Source organism: Streptomyces atroolivaceus (genome assembly GCF_000717025.1).
Classification (GTDB): domain Bacteria; phylum Actinomycetota; class Actinomycetes; order Streptomycetales; family Streptomycetaceae; genus Streptomyces; species Streptomyces atroolivaceus.
Genome location: NZ_JNXG01000002.1, coordinates 697,663 through 709,484 on the forward strand (window position 1 = coordinate 697,663; position 11,822 = coordinate 709,484).

An 11,822-nucleotide genomic window follows, 5' to 3' on the forward strand; every position below is an offset into this window, starting at 1 on the left:
GCCAGGGGAATTCGAAGGGGTCAGCATCCGGGTCGCAGCCCCCACGGGGCCTGACAACACACCCTCTCGACTAGGAGCGATCGTGGCGCGAGACATCGCGGCTCCCCTCACTGTTCCCACTCGTCACCAGGAGCTCGTCTCCTGGGTGGACGAGATCGCCGCCCTCACCCAGCCGGACCGCGTGGTCTGGTGCGACGGCTCGGAGGCCGAGTACGAGCGCCTGTGCGGGGAGCTCGTCGCCAAGGGCACCTTCACCGCGCTCGACCCGGTCAAGCGCCCCAACTCGTACTACGCGGCTTCCGACCCGAGCGACGTCGCCCGCGTCGAGGACCGCACCTTCATCTGTTCCGAGAAGGAGGAGGACGCGGGCCCGACCAACCACTGGAAGGCGCCCGCCGAGATGCGGGAGATCTTCGCGGGGGAGAAGGGCGTCTTCCGCGGCTCCATGCGCGGCCGCACGATGTACGTCGTCCCGTTCTGCATGGGCCCCGTCGGCTCGCCGCTCTCCGCGATCGGTGTCGAGATCACCGACTCCGCGTACGTCGCCGTGTCGATGCGCACGATGACGCGCATGGGCCAGGCGGTCCTGGAGGAGCTGGGCACCGACGGCTTCTTCGTCAAGGCCGTCCACACCCTCGGCGCTCCCCTCGCCGAGGGCGAGGCCGACGTCCCGTGGCCCTGCAACTCCACGAAGTACATCTCGCACTTCCCCGAGGACCGCGAGATCTGGTCCTACGGCTCCGGTTACGGCGGCAACGCCCTTCTCGGCAAGAAGTGCTACGCGCTGCGCATCGCCTCCGTCATGGCGCGGGACGAGGGCTGGCTCGCGGAGCACATGCTGATCCTCAAGCTCACTCCGCCCAGCGGCGGGAGCAAGTACGTCGCGGCCGCGTTCCCGAGCGCCTGCGGCAAGACCAACCTCGCCATGCTGGAGCCCACGATCCCCGGCTGGACCGTCGAGACCATCGGCGACGACATCGCCTGGATGCGGTTCGGCGAGGACGGCCAGCTGTACGCGATCAACCCGGAGGCCGGCTTCTTCGGTGTCGCGCCCGGCACCGGCGAGCACACCAACGCCAACGCCATGAAGACCATGTGGGGCAACTCCGTCTTCACCAACGTCGCGCTCACCGACGACGGCGACGTGTGGTGGGAGGGCATGACCGAGGAGCTCCCGGCGCACCTCACGGACTGGAAGGGCAACGACTGGACCCCCGAGTCCGGCACGCCCGCCGCGCACCCCAACGCCCGCTTCACCGTTCCGGCCGGCCAGTGCCCGATCATCGCGCCGGAGTGGGAGGACCCGAAGGGTGTTCCGATCTCGGCGATCCTCTTCGGCGGCCGCCGCGCCTCCGCGGTCCCGCTGGTCACCGAGTCCTTCACCTGGCAGCACGGCGTCTTCCTCGGGGCCAACGTCGCCTCCGAGAAGACCGCCGCGGCCGAGGGCAAGGTCGGTGAGCTGCGACGCGACCCGTTCGCCATGCTGCCGTTCTGCGGCTACAACATGGGCGACTACATGAAGCACTGGGTCGAGGTGGGCGCCGGCAAGGCGGACCAGTCGAAGCTTCCGAAGATCTACTACGTGAACTGGTTCCGCAAGAACGAGGCGGGCAAGTTCGTGTGGCCCGGCTTCGGTGAGAACAGCCGCGTGCTCAAGTGGATCGTCGAGCGCCTGGAGGGCAGGGCGGAGGGCGTCGAGACGCCGATCGGCATCCTGCCGGCCAAGGGATCCATGGACACGGACGGCCTGGATCTCTCCGAGTCCGACCTCGACTTCCTGCTGAACGTCGACAAGGAGGTCTGGCGCGAAGAGGCCGCGCTGATCCCCGAACACCTCAACACCTTCGGCGACCACACGCCGAAGGAGCTGTGGGACGAGTACCGCGCGCTGGTCCAGCGCCTGGGCTGATCCCCTTCGGCCCCGCGGCCGGGCTCTTCCGACATCCGCCCTGACCTGTGGGGTCAACGGCCCGCCGCGGCACGGCACCCGGAGCCCCCTCATGGTTCCGGGTGCCGCTCCCTTCCAGGAGACCGCCTCCGGCTGGGCGCCGCCCCGATTTCGGGGAGAACGTCCATGAATCACCAACAACTTGCGCACATAACCTTCACATCTGTTGCATGATGCCCACAGGGCGTCCGAGAGAGCCGTCGGATGCCGTCAACGCTTCTGTGGGGGAACAGTTGAACAGGTCAGGACAGAGGAAGCGCGGCCTCGCGACACTCCTCGCACTCACGCTCGGCGGTGCGGGTCTCACCGTGCTCGCGGCGCCGGCGGCCCACGCGGCGGACGACGACGTGGCGAAGCTGCCCATCTCGTCGTTCTCGTCCATGGTCGTGGACTCCGCGCACGAACGGGTCTACGTCAGTGACGACGCACGGTCCACGACGGTGAAGACCTCGGTGCACGTCTACAACTTCCAGGGCCAGAAGGTCGACGAGCTGCCCAGCACGTACGGCTCCGTCGGCGGCATGGCTCTCGCACACGACGGTTCGAAGCTGTACGTCTCCGAGATGAACCGGATCTCCGCGTACGACACCGAGACGTTCGAGAAGACCACCCACACCGGGACCAACTGGTCAGGTCAGTGCGGGCGTCAGGTCGCCTACGCGGGTGGCAAGGTGTGGCACACCGACATCGGCTACACCACCCTGTGCGACGAACGGCAGAGCTATCTGTACGGGAGCGCGAACGGCCTCCTCTCCTACACCGGCTGGGAGGGTGCGGGCAGGCTCCACTTCGCGACCACGCCCCAGACCCCGGACGTGCTCGCCGTGGGGCAGACGCTGAGCCCGGGCGGGACCGACCCCTACCTGACCGTCTTCGACAGCAGTGGCGACACCCTCGTGCGGGGACCGCAGCGCCGCTTCGCCGACAGCGCGGGCGCGGGCGCGCTCGACCTCAGGGACCTGGCCCTGTCGGGCGACGGCGCCAGGCTCGCCGTCGCCGACGCCGCGCACGGCACCCGCCTGCTCCGCACCGCCGATCTGTCGGACGCCCCGGTGCAGTACCAGCCGCTGCCGGAGGGGGCGAAGGCCTCGGCCGTCGCGTTCAGCGCCGAAGGCGGGTACGTCGCGCGAGGGGCCACCGCCACCGGGTCCACGGCGGACCTGCTGATCCAGAAGGCGGACCCGGCGGAGGGCACCACGGCGCTGGAGTTCGCCTTCGAGGGTGAACTCGACGGAGCCCGGGTCGCCCCGCGCGGCCTCGGGTGGTCCCAGGACGGCTCCCGGCTCTTCGCGGTGACCACCAACGCCTCGGGTACCGCCTACTGGCTGCACGTGATCCAGCCGCCCGCCGCCCAGTACGACTCCCGCTTCACGGGAGCGCTGTCCACCACCCCGGGCACGCCGGTCGTCGGTGAACCGCTCGGCATCCGGGGCCGGCTCGAACTCGACGGTCCCGCTCCGGCCGAGCCAGTCAAGGTCTCGGCGACGCGTCATGACGCCAACGGTGACCGCAAGCTGGCGGCCGTGGAGGTCGACCCGGACGGCACGTTCACGGTTCTCGACGTCCCGTCCCTGGTCGGAGAGGCCACGTACACCCTGTCCTTCCTCGGGGACGTGACCCACCGTCCCGCCGAGGACGTCTCACTCCAGGTCACGGTGGCCAAGGCGCCGACGGCCATCGCGCTCACGGCTCCGGCGGAGGCGACGAAGAACCAGAGCCTGGAGATCACCGGCACCCTGACCGGCCAGGGCCGCGCGCTGCCCTCGGGCATCACTCTGGCCGTGCAGCGGACGGACCGGAAGGGCACCGGCACGCTCACCTCGGCGGCGGTCGCGGCCGACGGCACCTTCAGGATCCACGACCTGCCGTCGGCGCGGGGCGAGGTCGTCTACACGGTCGCCTACGCGGGGGACGACCTGCACAGCGCCTCGACCGCGTCGGTCTCGGTGCGCGTCCGTCCCGCCTCGTAGGCGTCCGGGGCGGGGCGCGGTCCGCACCCCGCTCGTGTGTGGCACCCGGTCCACGTGTCTTCGCGACCGTGGACCGGGGCCGTCAGGGGGCGCCGACCAGTGCGGTCGGTGCGGTCGGTGCGGCAGGGGCGGCCAGGGCCGCGGCATGCGCGTCCATGGCTTCGGCCGCGAGAATCGCCACGGCGGTGTCGGCGCGGGACGCGGCCACCACGAGGGCCCGGCCGGCGAGGGCGTGGGCGCGGCGGTGCAGAGCGGCCGGGGAGGCCTCGCTCCGTCCGGCGTGCCGGGCGGGCGGCGCGGCGCGGAGCCTGGCCACCTGCTCCGCGATGCGGTCGCCCATGGCGGTGAGGCCCAGCTCGTCGGTGACGGCGAGCAGGGCGGCGAGGTGTCCGGCGAGCTGGATGTCCAGCGCGTCCTCGCGGCTGCGGTGCGGGAAATCGGCGTCGTCGGCCGATGTGTGGACCGACTTGGTGCGGATCGGCTCGTACATGGATGGCCTCCTGGCGTTGCAGTAAGGCCATCCTACATTGGATCGAGTCTAAAGTTGTGTCGGGTCCGAAAGATCTTCGTCGCTCAGGGCTGGCTGTACCCGTCCAGGAAGTTCCCGATCCGTGTCACCGCGTCGGTGAGATCCTTGGCGGGCGGCAGCGTCACCACCCGGAAGTGATCGGGTTCCGGCCAGTTGAAGCCCGTGCCCTGCACCACCATGATCTTCTCGGCCCGCAGCAGGTCGAGCACCATCTGCCGGTCGTCCTTGATCTTGAACACCTTGGGATCGAGCTTCGGGAAGAGGTACAGGGCCCCCTTCGGCTTCACGCAGGTCACGCCGGGAATCTGCGTCAGCAGGTCGTACGCGACGTCCCGCTGCTCCAGGATCCGCCCGCCCGGCAGCACCAGCTCGTTGATCGACTGCCGTCCTCCGAGCGCCGTGGCCACCGCGTGCTGCGCGGGCATGTTGGCACACAGGCGCATGTTGGCCAGGACGGTGAGACCCTCGATGTACGAGGACGCGTGCGCCTTCGGACCGCAGACGGCCATCCAGCCCGAGCGGTATCCCGCGATCCGGTAGTTCTTGGACAGCCCGTTGAAGGTGAGCACCATCAGATCCGGCGCGATGGCGGCGGTCGGGGTGTGCGTCGCGCCGTCGTAGAGGATCCGGTCGTAGATCTCGTCGGAGCAGACGACCAGGTTGTGGCGCCGGGCGATCTCCGTCAGCCCGCGCAGCATCTCGTCGTCGTAGACCGCCCCGGTCGGGTTGTTCGGGTTGATGATCACGAGCGCCTTGGTGCGGTCGGTGATCTTCCGCTCGATGTCGGCGAGGTCAGGCATCCAGTCGGCCTGCTCGTCGCACCTGTAGTGGACGGCCGTACCGCCGGCCAGCGAGACCGAGGCCGTCCACAGCGGGTAGTCCGGAGCGGGCACGAGGACCTCGTCGCCGTCGTCGAGCAGCGCCTGCATCGACATCTGGATCAGCTCGGAGACGCCGTTACCGAGGTAGACGTCCTCGACGTCGAGGTCGATCCCCTTGGTCTGGTAGTGCTGCATCACCGCACGGCGCGCGGACAGCAGGCCCTTCGCGTCGCCGTAGCCGTGCGCGCCCGACAGGTTGCGCAGGATGTCTTCGAGAATCTCCGGCGGGCACTCGAACCCGAACGCCGCGGGGTTGCCCGTGTTGAGCTTGAGGATGCGATGACCAGCGGCTTCGAGCCGCATCGCTTCCTCGAGCACGGGGCCGCGGATTTCGTAACAGACGCCGGAGAGCTTCGTGGACTGGATGACCTGCATGTCTGCGAGCTTACGACCGCGTTTCGCGGGGTGCGCCCAGTTCGCGCACCGGTTGCTCCCTCCGGGGCCGCGCGACCGTGCGCCGGGTCTTCCATCGGCATGCCGCCCCGGCCGTGAACCGTGGGAACGGCCGGTCGGGGCGGCGCCGCGGCTTGGAAAGCGGGCGTGAGGCGCCGGACCGGGTGAGATGCGCCACGCGGGGGCGCGTAACCGGCCGGACACGCCCCCGCCGGAGCCCGTCACGCCCTGCCCGCGTGCGCTCGCGCCGGGGCGCCGACGGGGAGCGGGCCCCGGGTCAGCCGGGAGCGGGTCCTGGGTCAGCCGGGCAGAACGGCCCCCTCGGGAGGGTGTACGCCGAAGTCATCGGCCAGCACGCGCAGCACCTCGGCGGAGTCGCTCAGCTCCCGCTCCTCGACCGTGCCGTCGTCGGCGGTCTCCACGAGCGTCCGCCCGGACAGCGACCGGTGCAGGCCCGGCAGGGTGCGCTGGGCGTACACCGCCTGCCGGAAGGGCGAACGCGGGTGCGTCGCGACGTACCAGTTGATGACCTCGTAGTCCGGGGACTCGAACGGCTCCAGGGTGAATTCGTACTGCGGCTCCCAGTAACCGCCCTTGTCCGTCTGCAGTTCCCACATCTCCAGCGGACCGTCGTGCGGGGCGTGCACGAGCCGGTGGCGGCGCGGGGTGTCGAGCAGCTCGGCGTCCGCCACCAGCGGGATCGGTTCCATCAGCGCGCCGTGCGCGCCGAAGCCGACGTCCGCCAGCCAGGGCGTGGAGTCCCCCTCGACGTCCACCTGCAGCAGCATGTGGGTGCGGGGCCGGATGTCACCGGGCGCGGCTCCCAGCACCACCCGCGCGGTCAGCAGCGTCACCCGGAATCCGAGCTGGGTCAGGGCTGCGGCGAGGAGGGTGTTGTGCTCGTAGCAGTACCCGCCACGCTCGCTGCGGACCAGCTTGCGCTCCAGGTCCGGGAGCGCGAGGGACGGGGCGGTGCCGAGGACGGGTTCCAGATTCTCGAACGGGATGCCCAGCGTGTGGGCGCGGTGCACTGACCGCAGCACCTCCACGGTGGGGCGGCGCTCCCCGGACCAGCCGATGCGGGCGAAGTAGGCGTCGAGGTCGAGTGTCATACCCCGACACTACGCAGACGCCTCAGGGGTTTCTCACATGCCCTGACGGTGCAGGAGACAAGGGGAACGCGGCCCGCGTGCGTCGAGTCGCGGCGTGCGCGCCGGGCTCCAGGGCCCCGATCTCGGCGTGCGCGACGGGCTCCATGGCCCCGATCTCGGCGTGCGCCGCCGTGCGTGCACACCGTCCACGCCGTCGGCCGGTGCGTCGTCACCGCGCCGGGGCGGTCCGTGCCGCGCCCGCTGCCGCGATGCCGTCGAGCAGTACGCCGAGACCGGTCGTGAACGTCCGCCTGGCCTCCCGCTCCAGATACGGGACGTGCTCCCCGGCGTCCGTGTCTGCGTCCGTGTCCGTGTCCGTGCCCTGGTCCTGGTACGGCTCGGGGGAGCTCTCGCTCTCCAGGCGGCTCACATGCGGGAAGCGGTCTTCGAAGTCGGGGGCCACCTCGGCGAGCAGCCCGGCGCGGTCCGTCCACCACTCCTCGTCCGACAGGCCGGTCGCCGCCGCGGCGCGACGCGCGTCGGCGACCGTCTGCGCGGCCCCGCGCACGAAGTGGAACAGGGTGCCGGTCAGCCGGCGCACGACGCGCGGGTCCAGCCCGGTCCCGTACAGCAGGCGTACGAGGGTGTCGAGGGCGGCGTACTCGTGGGGGCCCAGGACCGGCCGGGCCTGAGAGATCTGGAGGACCCACGGGTGGCGGACGTAGAAGTCCAGGGCCGACCCCGCCCAGGTGGTGAGGTCCTCCCGCCAGTCCCCGCTCCCCGCCGGGTCCGGCAGCTCGGCGTGCACCGCGTCGTACATCACGTCCAGCAGCTCGCTCTTGCCGGGGACGTAGGTGTAGAGCGCCATCGCCGTCCGGCCCAGCCGCTCGCCCACCGCGCGCATCGACAGCGCGGCCATGCCCTGCGTGTCGGCGATCGCGACGGCTGCGGCCACGATCGCGTCGACACTCAGGGCGGGCCGGGGGCCCGGACCGCCCTGGGAGGGCGGGTCGCCCTCCGTGCGCCACAGCAGATCCATGGAGCGGCGGGCGTCGCCCTGCCCGGCAAAAACCACCACTTGCGACTCCTTACGGCATAAAGTAATGTCTTCGAGGTAACTCCTTACGGCGTAAAGATATCAGGAGTGGGGGTCGTCCCATGAGTCAGGCGCTGCCTGTTTCGTATGTGCGGGTCACGGGTGTGGAGCGCCCTACACCCCGCACGGCGCGTGTCACCTTCACCGGAGAGGCGCTGCCCGAGCTGATGGAGGACCGGCCGGACCAGCAGATGAAGCTCTGCTTCCCGCGGTCGGGGCAGCGCGTTCCCCGCCTCCCCGAACAGGACGCCGACGACACGTACGGCATGCGGTGGTACGAGGCGTATCTCGCTATTCCGGAGGCGGAGCGTCCCTGGATGCGGGGGTTCACCGTGCGTGCCTACGACCGCGCACGGAACGCGATGACCGTGGACTTCGTGCTGCACGGCGACACGGGCCCCGCGGCACGCTGGGGGAGGGCGGCCCGGACCGGCGACGTGCTCGGCATGGTCGGCCCCTCCTCGGCGTACGCCAGACCGCTGCCCGCCTCCGAGTGGCTGCTGCTCGCAGGCGACGAGGCGGCCCTGCCCGCCGTGGCGACCCTGCTCGCCGACCTGCCGGCCGGGATGCGGGCGTATGTGTACGGCGAAGTCGCCGACGCCGATGAGGAGCAGGAGTTCGCGTCCGCCGCGGACCTGACCGTGCACTGGGTGCATCGTGACCAAGGCGGCTCACTGGTGGACGCTGTCCGCGCCGCGGCGCTCCCGGGGGACGGGGCCGGTGCGGCCTGGCTCGCCGGGGAGGCCGGGGCGATACGGGCGCTGCGCCGCCATCTCGTCGAGGACCGGCGACTCCCCAAGGAGGCCGTCGAGTTCAGCGGCTACTGGCGGCGCAGCCTCACCCAGGACGACGCCCCGACCGAGGAGGACCTCGCCTGGGCGGCGGAGCAGGCGGGGTAGGGGACCTCGGCCCTCGGCCTCTCGCCGGGCGTTATCGGTGTCGGGCGGCGCCTGTGCTCCGCACGGAGCGGCCGGCCAGGGTCGACGTCCGCCTGCCGTCCTCGATGACGAATCGGCCGTCGATCAGGACGTGCGGGATGCCCACCGGGAGGGTGCGCGGCTCGTCGAAGGTCGAGCCGGCAGCGACGGTGGCCGGGTCGAAGAGGACCAGGTCCGCGCGGTAGCCCTCGCGGACGTACCCGCGGTCCGGCAGGCGCAGGCGGGCGGCGGGGCGGGACGTGAGGTGGGCGACGCATTCCTCCAGCGTGAGGATGCCCAGCTCCCTCACGTACCGGCCGAGGTACTGGGGGAACGTGCCGTATGCGCGAGGGTGCGGCTTGTCGCCCTGGAGAATGCCGTCGCTGCCGCCGGTGTGCACCCGGTGGCGCATGATCTGCTGGACGTTCTCCTCATGGCCGACGTGCTGGAGGATCGTCGTACCCAGCCGGTCCTCGACGAGTAGTCGGCGGGCCGTCACCCAGGGCTCCTCGCCGCGCATCCGGGCGGACTCGGCCACCGTACGGCCGACGTAGCCGGACAGTTCGGGTGAGCCGACGCCGGAGATCTCGATCGTGTCCCACTCGATGGGCACGCCGTGGCAGCCGTCGGATCCGAGGACCTCCATGTGGTGGCGGATCCGTTCGGCCGTCGCCTCGTCCGCGAGCCGGGTCAGGATCGACTCGGGCCCGCCCTCGCTGGACCAACTGGGCAGCATGGCCACGAGGGTCGTGCAGCCGGGGGTGTACGGATAGGTGTCCAGGGAGATGTCCGCTCCTGTCGCGAGCGCGTCGTCCAGGAGGGAGAGGAGCTCGGGGGCCTTGCCCTTGTTCACGCCGAAATTCATGGTGGCGTGTGCCAGGTGAAGGGCGCAGCCCGCGTCGCGGGTGAGCTGCACCATCTCCTCGTACGCGGCGAGGGCTCCCGCGCCGTACGAGCGGTGGTGCGGGCAGTAGTAACCGTCGTGCGCCGCCACGACCCGGCACAGCTCGGTGAGTTCGGCGTCCTTCGCGTACATCCCGGGGGTGTAGGTGAGGCCCGAGGACATGCCGACCGCACCCTCGGCCATGCCCTGGGCGACCAGCTCCTTCATGCGGTCCAGCTCGGCGTCGGTGGCGGGGCGGTCGTCCCAGCCGACGGCGAGCATCCGGACCGTTCCCTGCGGGATGAGGTAGGCGGCGTTGACGGCGATGCCCTGGCCGCCGAAGTTGCGGTCGAGGCGGTCCAGGTAGCCGCCGACGGTGCGCCAGTCGAAGTCGATGTCGCTGCCGTCACCGTTCCAGCCGGCGATGGAGCGGCGCACCTCGGCGAGGGTGCGGTCGTCGGCGGGGGCGTACGAAAGGCCGTCCTGGCCGAGGACTTCCAGGGTGACGCCCTGGGCGGCCTTGGCGCTGTGGTCGGGGTCGCGCAGCAGAGCGAGGTCGCTGTGCGCGTGCATGTCTGTGAAGCCCGGCGAGAGCGCGAGGCCGTCCGCGTCCAGGGTGCGGGCGGCGGTGGGGCGGGGGCCGTCGCCCTCGGCGCGGATCTCGGTGATCCGGCCGTCTGTGATGCCCACGTCGGCGCGGTAGGAGGGGGCGCCGGTGCCGTCGACGACGCGGGCGTCGCGGATGACCAGGTCCATGGGGGTCGCCTTTCGGGGTGGGGGAGCGGTTCCGCCGGGATCAGAAGAAGGTGCGGATGTAGTCGGTGACGGTGCCGTCCGCCTCCACCAGCGGGATCAGCTGCCACTTGTCGAAGGAGGTGCAGGGATGCGAGAGGCCCATACCGATCCAGTCGCCCACCTCCAGCTCGGCGCCCGCCTCGGTGCGGACCCAGCCGTGCTGGTCGGACAGCCCGCTGACAGTGATGCCGGTGGCCGGACGCAGAGAGCCGTCGCGGCCGGAGCGGACGGCCTGCGCCTCGGGGAGGTCCAGGTCGTAGGCGGCGTCGCGCTTGCCGGCGTTGACGAAGGCCTGCTCGGGGGTGGGGCGGGAGACGACCTGGGCCCAGAGGCGGAAGGCGGGCTGGAGCGCGCCCTCTTCGGGGATGCGGTTGAAGGGGGTGAGGTGGCGGTAGTGGCCGTCGTCGTGGCTGACGTACGCGCCGGAGCGCAGTAGCTTGAGCACGGGCCGGCTCAGCGCGGGGATCTCGGCGAAGACGTCCGCGACCGCGTCGAACCACGCGCTCCCGCCCGCGCTGATCAGGATCTCCTCGTCGTCGGCCATCGCGGTGAAGCGGCCGGCCGCGTCGAAGTCGGCGGCCAGAGTGACGAGTCGGCGCAGCCACTCCCGTACCCGCTCGGGGGAGGCGTCCGGCACCTCGCCCTCGTAACCCGCGACGCCCACCAGGCGCAGGGTGGACACGGCGGCCACCGCGTCGGCGACCGCCGCGCAGTCGGCCTCCGTGCGGGCGCCGGTGCGGGCGGCCCGGCCGGCTCCCAGCTCCACCACGACGTCGACGGGGCGGACGGCACCCGCGGCGCGCAGGGCCTCGTCCATCAGCTCGACACCGCGCACGGAGTCCACGTAACAGGCGAACGTGAAGTCCGGGTCGGCGTCCAGCTCGCCGGCCAGCCAGCGCAGCGCGACCGAGTCGACGAGTTCGTTGGCCAGGAAGATCCGCCGGATGCCGTAGGCGCGGTACACCCGGGCCTGGTGGGGGACGGCGGCGGTGATGCCCCAGGCGCCGTACTCCAGCTGGCGGGCGAAGAGCTGCGGGGACATGGACGTCTTGCCGTGCGGCGCGAAGGCCAGGCCGTGCCGCTCGGCGTACGTCTCCAGCAGGGCGAGGTTGGCCTCGACCGACTCGGCGGACAGGGCCAGCACGGGCGTGGTGAAGCCGCCGGTGAAGAGGTTGCGGCGCTCGGCCGCCAGGGCGCCGACGGTCAGCCCCTCCGCGTCGGGCGGCAGCGCCTTGAAGCGGTGGTCGACCACTTCACCGGAGAGGGCCGTCACGGACTGTTCGGCGGACTGCTGGGCGGCCAAGGGATCCTCCTCGGGA

At 71.3% G+C, this 11,822-nt stretch carries 9 protein-coding genes; 3 read left to right on the plus strand and 6 right to left on the minus strand.

Annotated features, from left to right (window positions below; genetic code table 11):
* Nucleotides 1–82: 82 nt before the first annotated feature.
* Nucleotides 83–1,909 carry a phosphoenolpyruvate carboxykinase (GTP) gene (locus tag OO67_RS06495; protein WP_033297899.1) on the plus strand — a complete coding sequence of 609 codons (1,827 nt, stop codon included), beginning with the start codon at nt 83–85 and terminating at the stop codon, nt 1,907–1,909.
* A 272-nt stretch (nt 1,910–2,181) separates the two neighbouring features.
* Nucleotides 2,182–3,918: a hypothetical protein gene (locus OO67_RS06500; protein WP_051709181.1), complete on the plus strand. Its 1,737-nt coding sequence runs from the start codon at nt 2,182–2,184 to the stop codon at nt 3,916–3,918.
* An 82-nt stretch (nt 3,919–4,000) separates the two neighbouring features.
* Here OO67_RS06500 and OO67_RS06505 read toward each other — a convergent pair whose 3' ends face one another.
* The 4 genes from OO67_RS06505 to OO67_RS06520 form a co-directional block, all read right to left on the minus strand.
* Entirely contained in the window at nt 4,001–4,408 is a 408-nt protein-coding gene (locus tag OO67_RS06505) for an SCO4983 family protein (protein ID WP_033297901.1), read from the minus strand.
* Nucleotides 4,409–4,491: 83 nt separating this feature from the next.
* Nucleotides 4,492–5,703: a pyridoxal phosphate-dependent aminotransferase gene (locus OO67_RS06510; RefSeq protein WP_033297903.1), complete on the minus strand. Its 1,212-nt coding sequence runs from the start codon at nt 5,701–5,703 to the stop codon at nt 4,492–4,494.
* Between the two features lie 317 nt (nt 5,704–6,020).
* Complete coding sequence (locus OO67_RS06515) at nt 6,021–6,833, minus strand: arylamine N-acetyltransferase family protein (protein ID WP_033297905.1); 813 nt, start codon at nt 6,831–6,833, stop codon at nt 6,021–6,023.
* Nucleotides 6,834–7,041: 208 nt separating this feature from the next.
* Nucleotides 7,042–7,890 carry a TetR/AcrR family transcriptional regulator gene (locus tag OO67_RS06520; RefSeq protein ID WP_033297907.1) on the minus strand — a complete coding sequence of 283 codons (849 nt, stop codon included), beginning with the start codon at nt 7,888–7,890 and terminating at the stop codon, nt 7,042–7,044.
* Nucleotides 7,891–7,970: 80 nt separating this feature from the next.
* On the opposite strand from OO67_RS06520, the gene OO67_RS06525 reads away from it, so the two are divergent.
* Nucleotides 7,971–8,807 (plus strand): siderophore-interacting protein, encoded by an 837-nt coding sequence (locus tag OO67_RS06525; RefSeq protein WP_033297909.1) that lies wholly within the window; start codon nt 7,971–7,973, stop codon nt 8,805–8,807.
* 31 nt (nt 8,808–8,838) lie between these two features.
* On the opposite strand, the gene OO67_RS06530 is transcribed toward OO67_RS06525, so the two are convergent.
* Both OO67_RS06530 and OO67_RS06535 read right to left on the minus strand, forming a co-directional pair.
* Complete coding sequence (locus tag OO67_RS06530; protein ID WP_033297914.1) at nt 8,839–10,464, minus strand: N-acyl-D-amino-acid deacylase family protein; 1,626 nt, start codon at nt 10,462–10,464, stop codon at nt 8,839–8,841.
* 40 nt (nt 10,465–10,504) lie between these two features.
* A complete protein-coding gene (locus OO67_RS06535; protein ID WP_033297916.1) occupies nt 10,505–11,806 on the minus strand; it encodes a type III PLP-dependent enzyme domain-containing protein in 1,302 nt (433 codons plus the stop codon).
* Nucleotides 11,807–11,822: the final 16 nt, after the last annotated feature.